Source organism: Vibrio sp. Y58_MX_L22 (assembly GCF_024181865.1).
In the GTDB taxonomy this organism is placed as follows: domain Bacteria; phylum Pseudomonadota; class Gammaproteobacteria; order Enterobacterales; family Vibrionaceae; genus Vibrio; species Vibrio alginolyticus.
Genome location: NZ_JAMZAN010000001.1, coordinates 463,264 through 483,754 on the forward strand (window position 1 = coordinate 463,264; position 20,491 = coordinate 483,754).

General features: G+C 44.6%; 19 protein-coding genes. 16 read left to right on the forward strand and 3 right to left on the reverse strand.

What is annotated here, in order from left to right; genetic code table 11:
- Positions 1-89: 89 nt before the first annotated feature.
- Positions 90-791 (reverse strand): 16S rRNA pseudouridine(516) synthase RsuA, encoded by a 702-nt coding sequence (rsuA, locus tag NL626_RS01930; RefSeq protein ID WP_033905117.1) that lies wholly within the window; start codon positions 789-791, stop codon positions 90-92.
- Between the two features lie 122 nt (positions 792-913).
- Between rsuA and NL626_RS01935 the strand changes: the two genes are divergently transcribed.
- The 5 genes from NL626_RS01935 to rplY all read left to right on the forward strand — a co-directional run bounded on the left by NL626_RS01935 (position 914) and on the right by rplY (position 5,824).
- Positions 914-2,665 carry a DEAD/DEAH box helicase gene (locus NL626_RS01935; protein WP_021707635.1) on the forward strand — a complete coding sequence of 584 codons (1,752 nt, stop codon included), beginning with the start codon at positions 914-916 and terminating at the stop codon, positions 2,663-2,665.
- A 95-nt stretch (positions 2,666-2,760) separates the two neighbouring features.
- Positions 2,761-3,186 carry a PepSY domain-containing protein gene (locus NL626_RS01940; RefSeq protein ID WP_005378075.1) on the forward strand — a complete coding sequence of 142 codons (426 nt, stop codon included), beginning with the start codon at positions 2,761-2,763 and terminating at the stop codon, positions 3,184-3,186.
- A gap of 76 nt (positions 3,187-3,262) precedes the next feature.
- Positions 3,263-3,922, forward strand: a complete 660-nt coding sequence (locus NL626_RS01945) for a response regulator transcription factor (RefSeq protein ID WP_005378073.1) — start codon at positions 3,263-3,265, stop codon at positions 3,920-3,922.
- Positions 3,912-5,261, forward strand: a complete 1,350-nt coding sequence (locus NL626_RS01950; protein WP_005378071.1) for an ATP-binding protein — start codon at positions 3,912-3,914, stop codon at positions 5,259-5,261. Before NL626_RS01945 ends, NL626_RS01950 begins: the two co-directional genes overlap by 11 nt.
- Positions 5,262-5,545: 284 nt before the next feature.
- Positions 5,546-5,824 (forward strand): 50S ribosomal protein L25, encoded by a 279-nt coding sequence (rplY, locus tag NL626_RS01955; protein ID WP_005378066.1) that lies wholly within the window; start codon positions 5,546-5,548, stop codon positions 5,822-5,824.
- Between the two features lie 147 nt (positions 5,825-5,971).
- On the opposite strand, the gene NL626_RS01960 is transcribed toward rplY, so the two are convergent.
- Positions 5,972-6,487 carry a GNAT family N-acetyltransferase gene (locus NL626_RS01960; protein WP_017634886.1) on the reverse strand — a complete coding sequence of 172 codons (516 nt, stop codon included), beginning with the start codon at positions 6,485-6,487 and terminating at the stop codon, positions 5,972-5,974.
- Between the two features lie 751 nt (positions 6,488-7,238).
- Between NL626_RS01960 and ushA the strand changes: the two genes are divergently transcribed.
- Together ushA and NL626_RS01970 are read left to right on the forward strand one after the other, a co-directional pair.
- Positions 7,239-8,927, forward strand: a complete 1,689-nt coding sequence (ushA, locus tag NL626_RS01965) for a bifunctional UDP-sugar hydrolase/5'-nucleotidase UshA (RefSeq protein WP_253656936.1) — start codon at positions 7,239-7,241, stop codon at positions 8,925-8,927.
- 415 nt (positions 8,928-9,342) lie between these two features.
- A complete protein-coding gene (locus tag NL626_RS01970) occupies positions 9,343-9,564 on the forward strand; it encodes a hypothetical protein (protein ID WP_005386686.1) in 222 nt (73 codons plus the stop codon).
- Between the two features lie 134 nt (positions 9,565-9,698).
- On the opposite strand, the gene NL626_RS01975 is transcribed toward NL626_RS01970, so the two are convergent.
- Positions 9,699-9,947: a DUF1289 domain-containing protein gene (locus tag NL626_RS01975; RefSeq protein ID WP_005378062.1), complete on the reverse strand. Its 249-nt coding sequence runs from the start codon at positions 9,945-9,947 to the stop codon at positions 9,699-9,701.
- A 184-nt stretch (positions 9,948-10,131) separates the two neighbouring features.
- Here NL626_RS01975 and NL626_RS01980 point away from each other — a divergent pair, with 184 nt between their 5' ends.
- From NL626_RS01980 to NL626_RS02020, 9 genes are all read left to right on the forward strand, one after another.
- Positions 10,132-10,578 carry an META domain-containing protein gene (locus NL626_RS01980; protein ID WP_005378077.1) on the forward strand — a complete coding sequence of 149 codons (447 nt, stop codon included), beginning with the start codon at positions 10,132-10,134 and terminating at the stop codon, positions 10,576-10,578.
- A gap of 435 nt (positions 10,579-11,013) precedes the next feature.
- Positions 11,014-12,174 carry an ABC transporter substrate-binding protein gene (locus tag NL626_RS01985; protein WP_005378079.1) on the forward strand — a complete coding sequence of 387 codons (1,161 nt, stop codon included), beginning with the start codon at positions 11,014-11,016 and terminating at the stop codon, positions 12,172-12,174.
- Positions 12,175-12,183: 9 nt separating this feature from the next.
- Positions 12,184-13,893 (forward strand): ABC transporter permease, encoded by a 1,710-nt coding sequence (locus tag NL626_RS01990; RefSeq protein ID WP_253656937.1) that lies wholly within the window; start codon positions 12,184-12,186, stop codon positions 13,891-13,893.
- Positions 13,859-14,506, forward strand: a complete 648-nt coding sequence (locus NL626_RS01995; protein WP_065274385.1) for an ATP-binding cassette domain-containing protein — start codon at positions 13,859-13,861, stop codon at positions 14,504-14,506. The genes NL626_RS01990 and NL626_RS01995 overlap by 35 nt, the downstream gene beginning before the upstream one ends.
- The gene (locus NL626_RS02000; protein WP_042522015.1) at positions 14,499-15,110 is read left to right on the forward strand and encodes a CDP-alcohol phosphatidyltransferase family protein; all 612 of its coding nucleotides are present in this window, start codon (positions 14,499-14,501) and stop codon (positions 15,108-15,110) included. The genes NL626_RS01995 and NL626_RS02000 overlap by 8 nt, the downstream gene beginning before the upstream one ends.
- A gap of 123 nt (positions 15,111-15,233) precedes the next feature.
- Entirely contained in the window at positions 15,234-15,713 is a 480-nt protein-coding gene (locus tag NL626_RS02005; RefSeq protein WP_005386695.1) for a glycine zipper 2TM domain-containing protein, read from the forward strand.
- 202 nt (positions 15,714-15,915) lie between these two features.
- On the forward strand, positions 15,916-17,445 hold the full coding sequence (gene norR / locus NL626_RS02010) for a nitric oxide reductase transcriptional regulator NorR (RefSeq protein WP_167415136.1): 1,530 nt from the start codon (positions 15,916-15,918) through the stop codon (positions 17,443-17,445).
- Between the two features lie 174 nt (positions 17,446-17,619).
- Positions 17,620-19,281 carry a hydroxylamine reductase gene (gene hcp / locus NL626_RS02015; protein WP_253656938.1) on the forward strand — a complete coding sequence of 554 codons (1,662 nt, stop codon included), beginning with the start codon at positions 17,620-17,622 and terminating at the stop codon, positions 19,279-19,281.
- Positions 19,282-19,361: 80 nt separating this feature from the next.
- Complete coding sequence (locus tag NL626_RS02020) at positions 19,362-20,417, forward strand: hybrid-cluster NAD(P)-dependent oxidoreductase (protein ID WP_253656939.1); 1,056 nt, start codon at positions 19,362-19,364, stop codon at positions 20,415-20,417.
- Positions 20,418-20,491: the final 74 nt, after the last annotated feature.

Below are 20,491 nucleotides of genomic sequence, written 5' to 3' on the forward strand. Positions count from 1 at the left end.
ACTAATTTTGGTAGGAAAATTTATTTTGAGCCAATTCCTACCAAAAGACTAGTTCCTATTAGGAACTAAAGAATTTCCCATGCCGACAATTAATTCCAAATAGAATCAATTTCTTCTTGCGTGAGGTAGCGATAATCACCTGGTTCTAGTGCCTCATCAAGTTCGATAGAACCAATACGCTCACGATGTAAGTACTCAACTTTATTTCCTAACGCCGCGAACATACGTTTCACTTGGTGATACTTACCTTCCACGATAGTTAACAATACTTCATTCTCGGCCTCGTTCACGATTTCCAAACGAGCAGGCAATGTTGCTTCTGATTCATTGCGCAAAATGATGCCTTGCTCGAGCTTTTCCGCGTAATCTGGCTGAATAGCATCGACGAGCCAAACACGGTACGTTTTCTCACACTTATGCTTAGGTGAGGTAATACGGTGAGACCACTTACCATCATCCGTAATCAACACTAGACCAGTTGTGTCGACATCTAATCGGCCCGCAAAGTGAAGGTTTTCAATTTTAGGCTCATCAAGCAATGCGAATGCAGTTTGGTTGTAGCCATCTTCATGTGAACAAACAAAGTCAGCAGGCTTATACAACATAATGTAACGAGGACCAGGAGCACCAATAACACGGTCTTCCCACATCACTTCCGCACCTTCAGGTACTTTAAATGCACCACTTTTTTGAACCTCACCGTCTACGGTGATGTCTCCACTTTTGATGATCTTTGTTGCCTGTTTGCGTGTTGCACCCAGAGCGTCACACAAATATTTATCTAAACGCATGAATACCTCATTGAATTATACCCAAGTGATCTCTAAATCTTGGTTTAAAGGTCACTTGGGTATAAAAAGTCAGGTATTATAGCGTTCCTCGTTCGAATAGTTGAGCAATTTCACATATTTTCATGTACACACTTCGTCCTTATCAAGCCGACTCGGTTAAAGCCGTTATTCATTACTTTCGTAAACACTCGACACCAGCAGTGATCGTGCTGCCAACCGGTGCCGGGAAAAGCTTGGTGATCGCAGAACTTGCTCGCCTTGCGAAAGGACGAGTGTTAGTCCTCGCCCACGTAAAAGAACTGGTCGAGCAAAACCACGCAAAGTATGAAGGTTATGGTTTAAAAGGTTCTATCTTCTCAGCAGGATTGGGACGAAAAGAAACTGACCAGCAAGTCGTGTTTGCTTCGGTTCAATCGGTCGTACGTAACTTAGATTCGTTCAAAAACCAGTTTTCTCTGCTCGTTATTGATGAGTGCCATCGTGTGCCAGATGACAAAAACAGCAGCTACCAAAAAGTTATTACTCACTTACGAGAACTAAACCCTGGCATTAAGGTGCTGGGACTAACTGCAACGCCCTATCGTTTAGGAATGGGCTGGATTTATCAGTATCACACCCGAGGTCAAGTGCGAACCGAAGAGCCTCGATTCTTCCGCGATTGTATTTTCGAACTGCCGATCCGTTACTTGCTCGACGAAAACTTCCTCACTCCAGCCCGCATGATGGATGCGCCCGTTTTGTCTTACGACTTCTCTCAGCTGAAGCCCGCTAACACCGGACGCTACAAAGAAGCAGAAATGGACATGGTGATCGATAAAGCCAAACGTGCGACTCCACAAATTGTTGAGCAAATCATGCAATATGCGAAAGAGCGTCAAGGTGTCATGATCTTCGCTGCAACTGTCCGACACGCACAGGAGATCCACAGTTTATTGCCAGAAGGCGAAACTGAAATCGTCATTGGTGATACACCTACGCCGGAGCGCGATGCGATCATCCAAGCGTTCAAGAATCGCCAAATAAAATACTTGGTCAATGTTTCGGTACTGACAACCGGTTTTGATGCGCCGCATGTCGATTTAATCGCGATTTTGCGACCAACAGAGTCAGTCAGTCTGTACCAACAGATAGTAGGACGAGGATTACGCTTATCAGACGGAAAATCAGAATGTTTAGTGCTTGATTACGCAGGCAACAGCTACGATTTATACCAACCTGAAGTCGGTGATCCCAAACCAGACTCTGACAGTGAAATTATCACGATTCCTTGCCCGGCTTGCGGATTCAATAACAACTTCTGGGGTAAGTTGGATAGTAACGGTTTCTTGGTTGAACATTTTGGCAGACGTTGCCAAGGTTACTTTGAAGATGAAGACACAGGCGAACGTGAACACTGTGGCTACCGTTTTCGTGCCAAATACTGCGGTGAATGTGGTGCGGACAACGATATCGCTGCACGAATTTGTCATGAGTGTGACGCGACGCTCGTTGACCCAGATAAAAAGCTAAAAGAAGCCCTTAATCTCAAAGATGCATTAATCTTTGAATGCACAGAAATGGACCTATCTGTATTTAAGTCCAGTGATGGTAAATCTCAGCTAAAAGTGACGTATTCTGGTGAACCATACCAAGGCGAAGGCAATGCGTTAGTTCATGAGTTTTGGTCATTGAGTACCAAAAAACAAAAACAAACGTTTAAAGATCAGTTCGTACGCCCCCACTTAGCAGACAAGCATCGCCCTTTTGAAGAGGCTTCACCGACACGCGTTGTAGCTAATCAACATCGTTTCCGTTTGCCTCAGTTTGTTATTGCTAGAAAATCTGGTCGCTTTTGGAAGCTGCGGGATAAGATTTTTGAAGATGAGTTGAAATAACATCGACAACATATGGCAAAACTTAATTAGCTGATTCACTCTCTGTTCATCTATATCCGATATACTGCGGCTAACGCTCCAGAAAAGGTTTGACTATGTATAAAGCAACGACTTCTCTACATTCTGCGTTACTTTTCGGCCTTATCACGACATTCATGTGTGCACCAAGTTTTGCCAAGCATGGCAACGAGTACACATCACAAAATGGCCACGCCATCGTGCAAGATGTCGAAAAGCCAGGAACACGCATCGAATTCGATGAAGATCAAGATGAGGTCTACCGCGCGGTTCAACAAGGATATATACGACCATTTTCGGAACTTTACGCCGCAGTAGAAAACGACCTATACGGCCGCATCATCAAGGTCGAGCTTGAAGAAGATGATGATGCTTGGGTGTATGAATTGAAAATTCTGTACAACAACAGCGTCCTGAAAGTTGAGTACGACGCCGCCACGCTAGAAATGCTTGAGATCAAAGGTCGCAGCTTTAACAAAGCGTTAAAGCCGCAAAACAACTAAACTTGTCTAATGCGTAATCCAGACGCGATGCGTAGCTTACTTCGATAAAAATCCAAACATAATAAGAATCATCAATATGAAAATACTTGTTGTTGAAGATGATCCTCGTTTAGGCGAGCAAATCATCGAAACATTAGAAAGTACCGGCTGGGTACCAGAATTGTCCCAAGATGGCATAGACGCTCTGTATCGCGCGACTTCGGAAGAATGGGACGCCATTGTTCTTGACCTCGGCTTGCCAAAACTGGATGGTCTTACCGTCCTAAAAGGCATCCGAGATGAAAACATTAATACTCCTGTCGTGATTCTAAGCGCTCGCGACACCCTAACGCAGCGAGTTGAAGGCTTAAACGCAGGTGCAGACGATTACCTAACTAAACCATTTGAAATGGTTGAGCTTATCGCTCGTATTCGTGCACAGCTGCGAAGAGCCTCTGGTAATGCCTCTCCTGTAATGCAAATTGGCGACTTGAGCTTGGATACACGCACTTCTAAAGTCATGTGGCAAGGGCAGGCGGTAAGCTTGACTGCGCTAGAGTATAAAGTGGTCGCTTACTTTATGCATAACCCGGAAAAAGTGATTTCTCGAACCGAACTCGTTGAGCACATTTACAAACAAGACTTTGATCGTGACTCCAACACAATCGAAGTTTTTATCGGCCGAATTCGCAAAAAAATCGCACCAAAGATCATCAAAACTGTCCGAGGGTTGGGATACCAATTAAATGCCGAATAGAAACAGGCTACCGTTGAACGCAATAAAACGACTGAGTATCAAAAGTCGCCTCGTTTTAGCGGCGATCGTTTGGTTAACAGCAATGATCCTCGCCGCTGGTGTGACTATACCGACGCAGGTCTACAACTATATGGTTGATGACACTCGCTCACAGCTCAGCATTTTTATGGATGAAGTCGCCGCACAGTTAGAAGTCGATAACACCGGGCATCTTTCACTCGCAGCTCAGCTATCAGACCCTCGATTTAACCGACCTTACAGTGGTTTGTATTGGAGTGCCTCTACAGAGGCAAGCCTCGAACGTTCTCGTTCTTTGTGGGACAAAAAAATCGAATACAAAGGTTTGGATAAAGATGCGTATGGAGCAAGAGGCGAAAAACTAATTACGCTAGAAAAAGCGCTGTATCTTCCTGATTACGATGGTCCTATTCACATTATTATTGGTATTGACGAAGAGCCCATTAAAAATACCCTTCAAACGTTAATCGGCCAACTTTGGCTTATTTTGGGTTTATTATTCGCGGGCGTACTTACCGTCATTTTACTGCAAATTGCTTGGTCATTGAGTCCGCTTACAAAGCTACAAAAAGAATTAGCCGAGCTGAAGTCTGGTAATAAAAAGAGTCTAGAAGAAACCTACCCAAAAGAGATTTCTCCTCTAATCTTCGACCTCAACGCTCTGCTGTTCCATTACCAAGAATTACTAGAGAGAGCTCGCAATCATGCAGGTAACCTATCTCATGCACTTAAAACGCCACTTTCTGTTCTAAAAAATGAAGTTCAGACGTTAGAACCTGAGGCACAATCCCGTCTCCGAGCTCCAATCAATCAAATACAAGACCATATCGATTACCATTTGGGTCGTGCCCGTATGGCCGGATCGATGAACATATTATCAGTGAAGTCGAACCCAGCAGATCGTGTGGATGCTATCTCAATGGCGTTTGATAAAGTGTATGCGAGCCGAAGCATTACCTTAATTAATGAACTTGATTCAGAGCTGAATGTAGCAGTAGAGCAGACCGATCTCGATGAAATGCTAGGTAACTTGCTAGAAAATGGCTATAAGTGGGCCAACAGCATGATTCGTGTGCACTCCTCTCAGGATAAGGAAAATATACACATCATTATTGAAGATGATGGGCCAGGCATCCCTAAAGAGAAACTGAGTCAAGTAATCAAGAGAGGAGTTAGATTGGATGAAACAACCCCTGGCTCAGGTCTTGGTCTAAACATAGTCAGTGAAATGGCACACAGTTACCGAGGTCAATTAACATTGGATACAAGCGCTTTAGGTGGATTAAAAGCATCTTTAGTCTTACATCTCAGCCGAACATAAAGCATATAACACATAAACTTTGTTCTTCGGACCATGATTAGTAAACCGATGAAAATGAAGTCGATGTGAACAAAATCCAAGCAAAGCGTTAAAAGGGATAGCCTTCCACCCCGCTAAATCATACCTTTTTGTTGATTTGGATACGATTTGGGTTGCCCATTTATAAGTGGAATGATAGTATCCGCGCTCGCTTGAACAGTTCCTGTTTCAAGCTTTACCACGAACAACAAGGTCGCATTGTTGATTGTGAACATTTGATTTTTACTAATTTGAGAGTAAATACTATGAAATTCGAAGCAGTAGTACGTACTGAACTAGGTAAAGGTGCGAGCCGCCGCCTACGTCACGCTGGCAAATTCCCTGCAGTTGTATACGGCGGTGAAGAAGCAGCAGTAGCTATCGTTCTTAACCACGACGACATCGTAAACCAAATGGACAAGCCTGAATTCTACGAAGGCATCGTTCTAGTTATCGATGGCAAAGAAGTTAAAGTTAAGCCACAAGACGTTCAACGTCACGCGTTCAAGCCAAAAGTTGAACACATGGACTTCATCCGCATCTAATTCCCTACCAAGGAATTAATCGGATTAAATCCAAACCTTTTGCATAAAAGATAATCGGACTTACCAACCGAGACATCTAAAAAATTTCAAAACCCCGGAGTCTTACCACCTCCGGGGTTTTACTATATTTGGCATATAACATTTGATTTATGAACGGGCAATATACTTCACTAAAGTGAGATCGGTCAGCGTCATACTCTCAATCACTTCCGACTCTTCCTCTCCAGTACGCACAAAACCACACTTCTTGTAAAAGTTAAGCCCCTGTTGATTAGTATCCAGTGCTTTCAAACTGATCTGCATAACTGACGTAGAGAGCAAACGTGTCTCTAACTCATCTAACAGTGCACTTCCTGCTCCTTGCCCATAATGTAGCGGCGTAACGTAGCAACATGTCACTAATGCCGTTTTATCTTCGCTGGTGTGGTTAGGTAACTCGTAACTTAAAAAGCCAACAATTTCTCCTTGCCTCTCAACTACGATCAATTGGGCCAGTTGCTCCGTCATCACTCGCGCCCACATCCTTTCTCGACGCTCAATCGTAAACTGCTCTATGTAGCTCTTTGGCATTAATCCTTTATACGCCACCTGCCAAGAATCAACGTGTATCTTGGCGATTTGGGCTGCTTCCTTTTTGAGTGCGTCCCTTACTGTGTATCTCATAAGCATCCTTTATTAGCGTTCACCACTTACAAATTCTTTTAACCCTACCCTTTAAACCAAAGCTCAAAGATAACGGCTACAGTCGCAACGCTTTACATTAATCTATTTCATTTTCATTAATTAAATGATAGTTCACATCATAATATTCGAAGAAGAACGATCCATTATTTACTTTTCATTTTGACTCATTAGGTTGAATCTATTTGTTTAAACACTCGAGTGTCAAATGCGGAATAAGCACGATAAGGTATCGGATGAGGATAAATAAACGATGCCTAAAGCATAAGGTTTCTAAACGATCGCAATTATAGTAAAGAGATAAATACAATTTTTGATAGAGTTTGGCAGAATAAAGCCATGATCAAATGAGTTTAAGCTCTGTGCTGTTCATTATGCATACAAACCGAGCCCCTCATCATTAGAGCGAAAATTTATAACGATTTGTGTCATACCTATTAGGAAAAACATAAACTTGGCAAAATAATCACCAAAATCAGCGTAATACTTCGCAAAAATGCGCATTGATTCACACAAACAACACACATTCAATTAACTACCTCACAAAAAATAGAGCTAGCGATACAAAATAAATACTAAATACCAATTCTGTTTATTTATAGACGTAGTTTGCAGGCTTATTAATTCATTTCTCCGATAGAAGTATAAATAAGAGATAGATCACTAAAGTTTCACATTAATTCCGTATATTTCACGCCGTAACAATAACAAAATCACAAAGAAAGGATCCCTTATGAAGTTTTCCAAATCTCTTTTGGTAGTGGCAGTAGGCGCTGCGCTAGCAGGATGCGGCTCAGACAGCGACAATTCTCCAGTAACCTGCGAGACTGCAGATTCTTGTACTAAGTTCACCGTTCTCCACACTAACGATAACCATGGTCGCTTTTGGCATAACAGCGACGGCGAATACGGCATGGCTGCGCGTCACACTTTAATCGAATCTATCCGCGCAGAAGTCGAAGCAAAAGGCGGTGAAACCATTCTGCTATCTGGCGGTGATATTAATACCGGCGTACCAGAATCAGACATGCAAGATGCGGTTCCAGACTTCGTAGGGATGAACCTACTTGGTTACGATGCAATGGCTGTCGGTAACCACGAATTTGATAACTCACTAGATATTCTCGATATGCAAGCCGAGCTAGCTGACTTCCCTATGCTGGCTGCGAATATCTATAAAAAAGATACAAACGAGCGTTACTTCGACCCTTACAAAGTATTTACTATCAACGGCCTTAAGATCGCTGTTATTGGTCTAACAACGCAAGACACTGCGAAGCTAGTCAATCCAGACAACGTATCAAACATCCACTTCGAAGACCCTCAAGTAGAAATCAAAAAGGTACTGAAGGAAATCGAAGAGAACGAAAAGGTAGACCTAGTATTTGCAACAACGCACATGGGTCACTACGAAGATGGCAAAAACGGTAGTGAAGCACCAGGTGACGTTAAACTCGCTCGCTCTCTTGAAGAAGGACAGCTAAACGCTATCATCGGTGGTCACTCACAAAACCCTGTATGTATGGAACCAGGTACCAATGAGTATGCTGATTTCAAACCTGGGGATGATTGTGCCCCAGACCAACAAAAAGGCACTTGGATTATGCAAGCGCATGAGTGGGGTAAATATGTGGGTCGTGCTGACTTCGAATACTACGACGGCAAGCTTCATTTAGCGAATTACGCACTGATTCCTGTAAACCTTCTAGACGAAAACGATGAAGTTATCGGTGAACGAATTCAACAAGATGCAACGGTAAAAGCGTTACTACTGCCATACCAACAACAAGGTCAAGAGTTATTAGATGAGAAGATTTCTAATACGACGGGTAAGTTAGAAGGTGATCGTAACGTAGTTCGCTCTCAACAAACTAACCTAGGTCACCTACTCGGCGAGGCATACCGTACTTACAAAACGGTAAATGCTGACTTTGGTGTGATGAACTCTGGCGGCGTGCGTGATTCAATCCAAGATGGTGATATCACTTACCGTGACGTACTAACGGTTCAGCCATTTGGTAACTTCGTGACTAAAGCAACTATGACAGGTAAAGAAGTTAAAGAATACCTAGACGTGGTTGCGACGAAATCTGCAGGTTCTGGTGCTTACGCTCAACTAGATAACATCACTTTAGATGTAAATTGTGATGCTGGCTCAGTAACCATTACCGATATTAACAATAAAGGCTTCGATCTAGACGCAACGTACACATTCTCTGTAATCAGCTTCAGTGCTGCTGGTGGCGATAACTATCCAATCATCGATGTTCAATCTACACAGCTAACCGATGCATACGTTTTGCGCGAGTTCTTCGTAAACAACCCACAAATCTCTGCGGATAACTACAACAAGAACTTAGAGAACGTCAAGTACTTCAGTAATGGCCAACCAGTAAAAGGTTGTCCTGCAACTGGTAGCTAATACTCAACACCTTACCCCTGGCGCTAAGAGCTTTTACAAGCAATTTCGTCAGGGCTTTCCTTAAAACCGAAGCTTTGTGCTTCGGTTTTTTATTTTCGATAAATTACTGAAAACTCTCCACCTTCACAATATGTTCAAAAATTGTTCATTTGTGTTATTGACGCCCCTGTGTTGGGCTTCTATGTTTGATAAGGTCTTTTAAATATGCAGGTTCATCGGCTAAATTTCGCGAAACATTTTCAATCGCACAGTCAATGATTCTGAGAAAGATGTGAATGGCGTTACAAACACTGCTCTCAAACAATTTGTCTTTGGACTTCAAACGATGGTGATGTGCCTCCACGCGCACACTAATGAGCAGCGATCTGGACGTCAATGTGTTCAAACTGCTGCCATCGAGTTCTGGAGGTCAAAAATGAAACGAGCCAGCAATAGCTACAGACTCCAAATGATCAAAGAAGTAGTTACCCGTAGAGAGCGTGAAGCTTGTACGGATCCTATGGCGAGATACATTCATCAACTCATGGATGAACGCCCAACAAGTAAATTAGATGTTGAATTCAATCATCGATTTTCAGGAAATCACTTCGACGAACAAGCGGGAGGCTGGGTTAGCGACCGTTGGTCGATGAAATAACGCCAATTACCGCTTTATAGGGAAAATGGATAGGAGATTCCCGGTTCTTAAAGGACACCTTGCCGGACCGGGAATATGTAAAAGCCTAATCAGAACCGAAAGCGAAGGCGTAACCCACAGACTGAACAAGAGTTCTAGAATAAGTCTTGTTGAGGCGATGACTCATCTTGAAGCTGTTCTGGCTTCGTCTTCCCTGCCAACATCTTTCTTCTGTACCTTTGACGACACAACTTAATAACGTGCAACTGCTGAGCGGGGGTTAAGTTAAGCCAATTAAACCTTTCCTCTCTCTTTCTCATACACCCCTTGCAATACCCTTTTTCATCGGAGGTACATACTCCAACACAAGGGCTTGGGACAGTAAAAAACTCCAGTTGCTCCATACTAAAACCGCTCTTTCCATATTAGGGCGTATTGGCCTAGTTTAAATAATGAGAAGATTAGTCAGCAACAAAACTTGCTATATACTTCGTTATGTCAAAAACATACGAAACCATAACCTTATGCTGACAAAAACAGTGTTTTATTACTTATACTTACCGCGTTTATAAAAACGGAGTCTATAAAATGAAGCTTAGCCTAAAAACGTTAGTTACAGCAATCTCTCTCCCTGTTCTTATGACTGCTTGTGCTAGCAACGGTGATGATGTGAAAGAAATAACGGCTCAAGATTTGCAGCACCACAACTGGGAACTTGTTCAAGTTGATGGCAAAAATATCGTTCTAGACGAACACCAAAAAGCGGCTCGCCTAGAAATCGGTGAAAATCTAACCGCAAACGGCAACGCAGGTTGTAACAACTTCTTCGGTCAAGCCGAGCTGAAAAACAACCAACTACGCATCGAAAAAATGGGCATGACCATGAAGATGTGTATGGAAGATCAAATGAAGATCGAAAACGCAATGACACAAACACTATCTAACTGGAGCGATATCACGCTAACTAAAGATGGTCTTGTTCTGAAAAGTGCCGATCACGAATTGACGTTTACACTACGTGACTGGGTAAACTAATCCCAACTAAGTAAACCAGATAGTATCTTAAAGCAGCCAAACGGCTGCTTTTTTTATATCGATGAATCGTTAGTCATGCATGCTAAAGTCATTTAAATGGCCAACTTTCTTTCTCTTTTCGCCCTCAATTCCATGCTTTAGACATCAATTTTGCTCTGTAAAACAACCTATTCATATCTCTGGGGACAATAATTTTCAATTACTTGAAAGAATATCCTCAAACAAACGGTCCGCTCCTAAAATGACACCAAATTTGTCCTTTATTCGTTTTGCTTCACATTGAGAGTAATTCTTTGAATCAATGAGTGATTCCGTTTGGGATTGGCATTGATAATAGAGAGAGATGAATTACTATCCTTGTAACAGAGCGGAACGACTTGCGAAAACGTCAATAGAAACGAAAGCAAGAACCAAAAGACATAACACGGAATAGATATGAAAAAGCTACTCAGCAGCATTGGCATTTTAGCCACGACTTTTGCGACACCTTCTTTTGCCGATTCATCAGTGAATAGCGAATGGCAAAAAATCGAACAGCAAGCCGACGGGCAATCCGTCTACTTTCATGCTTGGGGCGGGAGCCAAGAAATTAATCGCTACATACAGTGGGCGAGTAGAGAGCTAAAATCACGTTATAACGTGACGCTAAACCACGTTAAAGTAACTGATATTTCTGAGACCACTACTCGACTTATTGCAGAAAAAGCGGCAGGCAAAAACAGCGGTGGTAGTGTTGATATGGTTTGGATCAATGGCGAAAACTTCAAATCAATGAAGGATAACCAATTGCTATTTGGTCCTTTTGTCGAAGGTTTGCCAAGCTGGCAATATGTGGATAAATCTCTACCAATTGATGTGGACTTCTCCGAGCCAACAGAAGGTCTAGAAGCACCTTGGGGAGTAGGACAATTAGTGTTTATCCATGACGAGCAAACCCTCCATAACCCTCCAAAATCATTCTCAGAAATGCTGAGCTATGCAAAAGCGTTCCCGAATCGCCTGACTTACCCTCGACCACCAGAGTTTCATGGCACAAGCTTTATCAAAGCATTACTCATTGAACTGTCTAACAACGCCCCTGAGCTGCAACAACCAGTTACCGATGACACGTTTGAACAAGTCACTCAACCGCTGTGGTCTTATCTAGATGAGTTCCATAAAGTCGCTTGGCGCGGTGGTAAGCAGTTTCCAGGCGGTACAGCAGAAACCCTTCAGCTACTAGATGATGGTCAGACTGACCTGGCGATTACCTTTAACCCGAACGCGGTTTTCTCTGCGCAGTCGAGCGGTAATCTTGCAGAGAGCACCAAAGCGTACGCAATGGACGCAGGAGCACTCTCAAATATCCACTTTTTAGCGATTCCTTGGAACGCAAATGCCAGTGCTGGTGCACAAGTTGCGATAAACTTTTTATTGAGCCCTGAAGCACAGTCTCGCAAAGGTAACCTAAACATCTGGGGCGACCCTTCGGTACTAAGCAACCAATACCTAACTGGTTCGGCCAAAAACACTCAACAATTCAAATCTATCGCTGAGCCACATCCAAGTTGGCAAGCGGCGTTGGAAAAAGAATGGTTGAAACGCTACGGGAATTAGTAAGAATCCATGTTAAGAGCGCTGTATTTAGTCATTATCGCAGTTTGTATTTTACCTACCATTCCGGGACTACTTGGAGTGGTGGTCTCTGCGCTCGGTTATGTACCTCCTATCGGCTTGCACCACTTTTCTTTTGATGGCTTCAATGCCGTCTTTGATTGGGAAGGTGTTTGGACATCCATCGGGCTTACTTTCTACTCCGCCATTTTCAGTAGCTACTTGGCTTGCTTCATCGCATTTGCAATTCTACAAGCCTCTTGGGGCAGTAAGTTTTGGCGAAAAATTGAAGTTAGCCTTTCCCCACTTCTCGCGATGCCGCACGTCGCGTTTGCAATTGGCTTTGCGTTCTTGTTTGCCCCAACTGGTATGGGCGTTCGTGTTCTCAACCAACTGTTTGGTTACGACCCGAATGCACAAACGGTGAATGACTTAGCATTGCTGATTAAGGACCCACATGCACTCGGTTTGATCATCATGCTTGCGATTAAAGAAGTGCCGTTTTTATTGTTGATGAGTATTCCGATCCTTCAGCAATTGAAAGTCGATAAGGTTGAAAAAGTCAGTCACTCGATGGGCTACAGTTCCGCGCAAGCGTGGTGGAAATGCGTATTTCCGCAATGGTTAGCAAAACTTCGTTTCCCAATGCTGGCGGTATTGGCTTACAGTTTGTCCGTTGTCGATGTCGCCCTGATTATTGGCCCTACCAACCCACCCACGTTTGCGGTTTTGGTATGGCAATGGTTTAACGATCCAGATTTATCGCTCCTACCAAGAGCTGCCGCTGGCGCAGTAATACTGTTTGCGATCGCTAGCCTTTTGATTGGATTTGCACGCTTAATGGAATGGTGTATTACCAAAGGCTTCAAACGCTGGCAGTACTCTGGTCGAAACGGGTTTCGTTTACCCGGTAAAACCCTATTTTCACTGGTCGCGCTACTTGCACTTCTAATGATTCCACTCATGGTGCTGTGGAGCTTTGCCCAACGTTGGCGCTTTCCAGATTTGCTCCCAAGCCGTTACAGCCTGCGTTTTTGGGAATACGAATGGCACAGTATTCTAGGGACTCTAGAACAAAGTATGTCAATCGCCCTAATCAGCGCGACTGTCGCGCTAGTTCTTGCTTTAATAGCACATGAGTATCATCTCCGTTATCGCTGGCAGGTGCCCGGTTACATCATCGCCATCCCAATGCTGATTCCTCAGCTATCCGTGCTATTCGGTATGCAAGTAGTGACGCTGTACTTAAACAGTAATGCGTATTTCTTTTGGGTATGTTGGGCGCATGTATTCTTTGCGTTCCCATTTATTTACCTCTCGCTAGACGGTCCGTGGCGCAGCTTCGATAACGGCTTAACTCGCGTCGCACTCAGCTTGGGTAAATCACCGATGCAAGCTTGGTTAAAAGTGAAACTGCCAATCCTCCTGCCTGCAATTGCATTCGCGTGGGCTGTCGGTATTAGTGTCAGCCTGGCGCAATACCTACCAACATTGGTGCTAGGGGCTGGGCGCATTAGCACCATCACAACCGAAGCCGTTGCACTATCCAGTGGTTTTGACCGACGTGTCACCGCTATTTACGCCATTTGGCAAGCTCTGCTGCCATTCTTGTTCTTTTCTTTTGCGATACTGCTTAGCCACTTGCACAGGAAGTATCGCCGCTTGTCTATAAAAGGTTTACTACTGAATGAGTCTTTGTCTCGAAAACCTCGCCATCCGTAAAACCAATGGCGACGCGCTTTTTTCAGCGTTCAACATGACCGTAGAAAAAGGTGAAATCGTTACCCTGATGGGGCCTAGCGGTTGTGGTAAATCCACTTTGTTGGATGCCATTGCCGGGCACCTATCCGCCGAGTTCAACTACTCTGGATCCATTACGCTTGATAACGAAAAGTTGGATGCCCTCCCTGCCCATAAGCGTCAGGTCGGTATTCTATTCCAAGAAGATTTGCTCTTCCCTCATTTAACGGTGTGGGAGAACCTTGCCTTCGCGCTACCAAACTCAATCAAAGGTGAAGAGCGTAAAGCTCACGCTATGCAAGCACTGAAGAACATTTCATTGACCAAACTAGCAGAGTCCTTTCCTGACCAAATTTCGGGAGGGCAACGTGCCCGTATCTCATTGACTCGTATGCTGCTAGCAAAGCCAAAAGTTGCGCTACTTGATGAGCCCTATAGCAAGCTGGATAAAGACCTGCGCGTGCAATTTCGCAATTGGGTGGTCGAACAATTGCAGCAAGCGAACATCCCTACTTTGATGGTAACGCACGATGAAGACGATATTCCTGATGGCAGCAGCTGCCTAAACTGGCCGTGGGAGACAAATCATGCTTGATAGCCTGAGTATAAAGCTCATCCGCAAACCGCTGGCACTCAGTGCGAAATATCTCGATAAATGTGGTATCACTGCAAATCAGACGACAGTGTTTGGTTTTGTACTTGGCTGTTTTGCCCTGCCGGCTTTGATCACCGAACAGTACTTGTTGGCGTTGCTGTTTATTTTGCTGAACAGAATCTGTGATGGGTTAGACGGTGCACTGGCGAGGATTCAAGGCATTACCGATGCGGGTGGTTTTCTTGATATCAGCTTAGATTTTTTGTTCTATTCGTTGATTCCTTTTGGCTTTGTGCTTGCCAACCCAGAGCACAATGCCGTTGCAGGCGCATTTTTGATTTTTTCCTTCATCGGCACTGGTAGTAGCTTTTTGGCTTTTGCCATCATGGCAGGAAAACAAGGCATCGATAATCCGGTATATAAAAACAAATCGCTTTACTACATGAGCGGCTTAACCGAAGGTACAGAAACCATTGGCTGCTTGGTTTTATTTTGTTTGCTACCGCAACACTTTGCCGTCATCGCGTATATCTTTGGCGCGGCATGCTGGTTTACTACTTTTACACGTATTTATTCAGGGTTTCATACGCTTAACGATCATTAATACTGCTTAGACAATCGCGTTTCCTTAAGGGACAGGCCGCTAAGCCACTGTTTTATAAAGCACCAAAACGCAGGTTAAATTGGGGTATATACTCTTTGAATGAAGAAACCATTCGGAGGCTATATGAAAAAACAGATCAATTTAGGCATGTTGCTCACCATTACTTGTGCGCTCGTGCTTGGCGGCTGTAGCTCACCTAACCCGTACGGAGATGCATACGGCTCATCCGACACTCGCAAAGTTCAGCAGGTTTACTACGGCACAGTAGAAAAAGTAGAACCCGTAACCATTGATGCCTCTACCCAATCCAATGCCATTGGCACCATCGCTGGTGCTGCCGTGGGCGGGATCTTAGGCTCAAAAGTTGGGGGCGGTTCTGGCTCGGATATCGCTGCCATTGGTGGTGGTCTATTGGGTGGCTATGCAGGCAGCAAAGCGGCTGAAGCAACCGCGAAAAGAAATGGCGTGAATCTGACCATTCGTTTAGAGGACGGAAAGATTATCTCTATTGTTCAAGAAGCAAATCCAAACATGATTTTCCAACCAGGCCAAGCGGTCCAAATCAATGTTTCTGGTAATGACGCCAGAGTCGTTCCTCGTTAATTCGGACGAACCAAACCTTTGGCCTGCTTTAATTCAAACACCTAATCCGCGCAAGCTTACATCACTGGCTTGTTAACTTGCGCGTTTCTTTTCGTATCAAACTTGATCGTCGTCAATGGAACATCAATCTCCCACACCTTTCGATGTTCAAATGACATCAAGTTGCTAGCATGAGCCCATTCCAGATAACTTTGGGCTTGTTATGACTCCGACTGTTGACCACGTATTCCTTAATATCGCGCTAAACCTCAGCTCAAATCGCTCTCACGAGCAGCAATATCAAAATCTCATTGATGGGGTCGCGCAAGTATTCCCATGTGATGCGAGCTGCCTGTTTATCTTCGATGAGGATGGGTTTCTAACTCCTGTCGCGGTAAAAGGCTTATCCAGCTCGGTCTTAGGTCGTCGCTATTTCCCCAAGGCGCACCCTCGCTTAGATGCCATTATTCATAGCCGTGAACCGGTGCGTTTCGATGCCGATTGTTCACTGCCGGATCCTTTCGACGGCACACTATTAACTGAAGACCAATGCATTGATGTTCACGATTGCATGGGCTTTAGCTTGTATGTCGAAGGCCAACTTGTTGGCGCACTAACGATGGATGCACTAACGGTGGGCGCGTTTGATGGCATCGATCCTGTCGCTATCGAAACCTTTGCGGCTTTGACCGCTGCGACATTGCGTAACATTGCTCAGTTAAAAGCGCTCAAAGCGCAAAACCAGAAGCAAAAAAGCGTCACTCAAACCCTTATCCAGCAAGCCCGTTCTCAACATGGTGAAATGGTGGGTTTGAGTCCACAGATCAACCAGTTACGAAACAACATTGCGACCGTTGCTCAATCAGATTACGCAGTACTTATCACAGGAGAGACCGGTACTGGTAAAGAACTGGTCGCGCACTCGGTACACGCGCAATCTCATCGTAGCGATAAGCCGATGATTTACGTCAACTGTGCGGCCCTGCCTGAAGGTCTGGCTGAGAGTGAACTGTTTGGCCATGTCAAAGGCGCATTTACAGGTGCTAATAGCCACCGTGCCGGTAAGTTTGAACTGGCAGACGGTGGAACGATTTTCCTTGATGAAGTGGGCGAACTGCCTTTGATTTTGCAAGCAAAATTGCTACGTGTGATTCAACAAGGCGAGCTGCAACGTGTAGGTAGCGATCAGCATTTGATGGTCAATGTGCGCATCATCGCCGCGACTAATCGACAATTAGAAAAAGAGGTCGAAGCTGGCACGTTTCGAGTAGACCTTTTCCACCGTTTAAACGTGTTCCCAATCCAAGTCCCCCCACTGCGTGCCCGTGACGGAGATATTCCCGTTTTAGCAGGATACCTGTTAGAAAAAGTACGCCAACAATTTAATGCGCCCAACCTGCACGTTCACCCTAAGGTGTTGGCTCAACTGGAGTCTTCACCTTGGTACGGAAACGTACGCGAGCTCGAACACACTTTAACTCGCGCGGCTTTACACGCTATTCAACAAGGTGCAAGCACGATCATGCTTAACCATTTCGACACCTCATTGGCTCTCGGTGATGTAAAAAACACATCGCATTATTTACCCAAAGAAAGCCAACCAATGCGAGAACTGATAGAAAGCTATCAACGTGATTTAATTGAACATGCTTTAAGCCAAACTGGTGGCGTTTGGGCAAAAGCAGCGGAGTTTTTGCAAATGGATCGCGGGAACTTATATCGAATGGGTAAAAAGCTCGGGATCAATAAATAACCAACCACAAGAAGCTGATGTAATTAAGACATCATTTACGTTGTCTTAATTACATCACTCGCCCTATCAAAAACAAATAAAATCATTAAAAATCAACAAGATAATAATTGGCACGCATTCTGCTCGCTAGTGGTCAACATCACGACTATTAAAACAATCACTGGAGAACCCAATATGTTCTGTATTCAATGTGAACAGACAATTCAAACCCCTGCTGTTAAAGGTTGTTCTTTTGCACAAGGTATGTGTGGTAAAACTTCTGAAGTATCTGACCTGCAAGACGTGTTGGTTTACACACTGCAAGGGGTTTCTTTTTGGGCATCAAAAGCACTTGAATTCAACATCATTAACGATGAAATCAACCAATGGGCACCCAAGGCATTTTTCTCTACATTGACGAACGTTAACTTCGACCCTGAACGCATCCTAGAGTTAACTTCTCAAGCCGCAACGTACAAAGCATTGTTAAAAGAGCAAGTAATGTCTGCTGCGACTTTGTCAAACACCAACCTTACTGACATTCCTGCCGTTGCCAACTTCGATCTACCAAACAGCGCAGAAGCGATCTTAACTTTTGCTCCTCAAGTCGCGGTGAACCGTGGTAAGGACCAAGTACATGAAGATGTTATTGGCCTACGCCTACTTTGCCTATACGGACTTAAAGGTGCAGCCGCGTACATGGAGCACGCACGTGTTCTTGAGCAAACCAACAACGATATCTATGCCGAATACCATGAAATCATGGCGTGGTTGGGCACAGACCCTGAAGATCTCGGCGAACTACTTGATTGCTCAATGCGCATCGGCCTGATGAACTACAAAGTGATGGAAATGCTCGACCAAGGTGAAACAATGACCTTCGGCCATCCAGAACCAACCACGGTGAACGTCAAGCCAGTAAAAGGTAAATGTATTCTTGTTTCTGGCCATGATTTGCATGACCTAGAAAAAATCCTGCAACAGACCGAAGGTAAAGGCATTAACGTTTACACCAATGGTGAAATGCTGCCTGCACACGGCTACCCTGAGCTGAAGAAATACCCTCATCTTGTCGGTAACTACGGCAGCGCATGGCAAAACCAACAGAAAGAATTCGCCAACTTCCCTGGTGCAATCGTAATGACGTCAAACTGCTTGTTGAATCCAAATGTGGGTCAATACGCAGACCGTCTATTCACCCGTAGCATTGTTGGCTGGCCTGGTGTTGCACATATCGAAGGCGATGATTTCAGCCAAGTGATCGAATGTGCTCTGGCGCAAGACGGTTTCCAACACGATGAAATCGAACACCACATCACGGTTGGTTTTGGTCGCAATGCACTGATGAACGCCGCCCCTGCGGTTATCGACCAAGTGAAGCAAGGCAACATCAAACACTTCTTCCTAGTCGGCGGTTGTGATGGTGATAAAGCGGAACGCAGCTACTACACCGATTTTACGGCTGAAGCGCCAGAAGACACGCTCATCCTGACCTTGGCGTGTGGTAAGTTCCGCTTCAACAAGAACACATTCGGCGATATCAACGGCATCCCTCGCCTATTGGATGTGGGCCAATGTAACGATGCTTACTCTGCAATCCAGCTTGCACTTGCACTGGCGAAAGAGTTTGACTGTGACATCAATGAACTACCACTCACGCTTGTGCTTTCTTGGTTCGAGCAAAAAGCGATCGTTATCTTGCTAACACTATTTGCATTGGGCGTGAAAGGCATTTACACAGGCCCTACTGCACCGGCATTCCTAACGCCAAACCTAATCGCCATAATCCAAGAGAAGTTCGATATGCGCAGTATTGGCAATGTTCAGGATGATCTAAAAGCCATCCTAGCAGCTTAATAAACTTGCTTGTTCGCGCCTCCTTACGTGGAGGCGCTCTCTATTTCGAACTAAAAATAGCCACAACCAAAGAGATTGTTATGTTTTTTGAATGGCAAGGTAACCAACCCGTCACGCTCCGTTGCATCGACAAATACTTCGAAACACACGACACAGTCAGCATCAAATTGGCCGAACTAACCGAATCACTTCTGTTTCAGTTTAAGCCTGGCCAGTTTATTAACTTGGGCGTCGAAATTGATGGAAAAATGGAGTTTCGTGCCTATTCAATCAGCTCGATCAATGAAGACGATCACCTTCAACTCACCATCAAACGAGTATCTGGCGGTAAAGTATCGAACTACATCGTTGACTCGCTGCTGCTTGGTGATACCGTTCAAGCATTACCACCAGCGGGTGAATTTAACTGCATCGACCACCCACCCGTGTTACGTGATGGCGAAACAAAAGCCTTGCTTATCAGTGCAGGTTGCGGCGTCACGCCCGTATTTTCGATGGCAAAACACTGGCTGAGTAATCAAGATGAAAACGACAACGATGTAGACATCGCATTTCTTCATATCGCACGCAGCCCTGAAGAGACGATTTACTACGATCAGCTAGAAACATTCGACGCTGTGTATCCCAACTTCCATTTAAAGCTGTTGCTGAAAAACCGCGAAGGAACGTCACACTCACAAGGTCGTTTGAATGCCGACTGGCTTAAAGAGCTTGTTCCTGATTTCAAGCAACGCACCGTTTACCTGTGTGGTCCAAGCCAGTTTATGCAAGATGTTCACGGCTATTTGAATGACCTTGGTTTTGACATGACGAACTTCTACCAAGAGAGTTTTACGCCAGCGACTGGCGCAGAAACATCGGTCTCCGATGAAGTTGTTCGTGTTTCTGTTCCTGACTTTGCTCAAACCATTGATGCGCAAAAAGGTCAGGTATTGGCAGATGTGCTTGAAGACGCGGGCTTACCTCTCATCGTCGCATGTCGAAGTGGCATATGTGGGTCTTGCAAATGCAAGGTTCGTCAAGGCAACGTCTCTTCCACCAGCCTAGAAACATTAACGCCAGAAGAAATTGAACAAGGTTATGTGCTCGCCTGCTCATCAACCATCGAAGCGGATCTTGAAGTGCAGATCGGTTAATGCTGCTGGTATCGATCTTTTATTGTTTCCCGTCATTCCGACGAGCCTAGGCGAGATCAGGAATCTAATATCAG

Coding starts and splice junctions, on each gene's coding strand:
- rsuA (WP_033905117.1), bottom strand. CDS start 791: ATGCGTTTAGATAAATATTTGTGTGACGCTCTGGGTGCAACACGCAAA.
- NL626_RS01935 (WP_021707635.1), top strand. CDS start 914: ATGTACACACTTCGTCCTTATCAAGCCGACTCGGTTAAAGCCGTTATT.
- NL626_RS01940 (WP_005378075.1), top strand. CDS start 2,761: ATGTATAAAGCAACGACTTCTCTACATTCTGCGTTACTTTTCGGCCTT.
- NL626_RS01945 (WP_005378073.1), top strand. CDS start 3,263: ATGAAAATACTTGTTGTTGAAGATGATCCTCGTTTAGGCGAGCAAATC.
- NL626_RS01950 (WP_005378071.1), top strand. CDS start 3,912: ATGCCGAATAGAAACAGGCTACCGTTGAACGCAATAAAACGACTGAGT.
- rplY (WP_005378066.1), top strand. CDS start 5,546: ATGAAATTCGAAGCAGTAGTACGTACTGAACTAGGTAAAGGTGCGAGC.
- NL626_RS01960 (WP_017634886.1), bottom strand. CDS start 6,487: ATGAGATACACAGTAAGGGACGCACTCAAAAAGGAAGCAGCCCAAATC.
- ushA (WP_253656936.1), top strand. CDS start 7,239: ATGAAGTTTTCCAAATCTCTTTTGGTAGTGGCAGTAGGCGCTGCGCTA.
- NL626_RS01970 (WP_005386686.1), top strand. CDS start 9,343: ATGAAACGAGCCAGCAATAGCTACAGACTCCAAATGATCAAAGAAGTA.
- NL626_RS01975 (WP_005378062.1), bottom strand. CDS start 9,947: ATGGAGCAACTGGAGTTTTTTACTGTCCCAAGCCCTTGTGTTGGAGTA.
- NL626_RS01980 (WP_005378077.1), top strand. CDS start 10,132: ATGAAGCTTAGCCTAAAAACGTTAGTTACAGCAATCTCTCTCCCTGTT.
- NL626_RS01985 (WP_005378079.1), top strand. CDS start 11,014: ATGAAAAAGCTACTCAGCAGCATTGGCATTTTAGCCACGACTTTTGCG.
- NL626_RS01990 (WP_253656937.1), top strand. CDS start 12,184: ATGTTAAGAGCGCTGTATTTAGTCATTATCGCAGTTTGTATTTTACCT.
- NL626_RS01995 (WP_065274385.1), top strand. CDS start 13,859: ATGAGTCTTTGTCTCGAAAACCTCGCCATCCGTAAAACCAATGGCGAC.
- NL626_RS02000 (WP_042522015.1), top strand. CDS start 14,499: ATGCTTGATAGCCTGAGTATAAAGCTCATCCGCAAACCGCTGGCACTC.
- NL626_RS02005 (WP_005386695.1), top strand. CDS start 15,234: ATGAAAAAACAGATCAATTTAGGCATGTTGCTCACCATTACTTGTGCG.
- norR (WP_167415136.1), top strand. CDS start 15,916: ATGACTCCGACTGTTGACCACGTATTCCTTAATATCGCGCTAAACCTC.
- hcp (WP_253656938.1), top strand. CDS start 17,620: ATGTTCTGTATTCAATGTGAACAGACAATTCAAACCCCTGCTGTTAAA.
- NL626_RS02020 (WP_253656939.1), top strand. CDS start 19,362: ATGTTTTTTGAATGGCAAGGTAACCAACCCGTCACGCTCCGTTGCATC.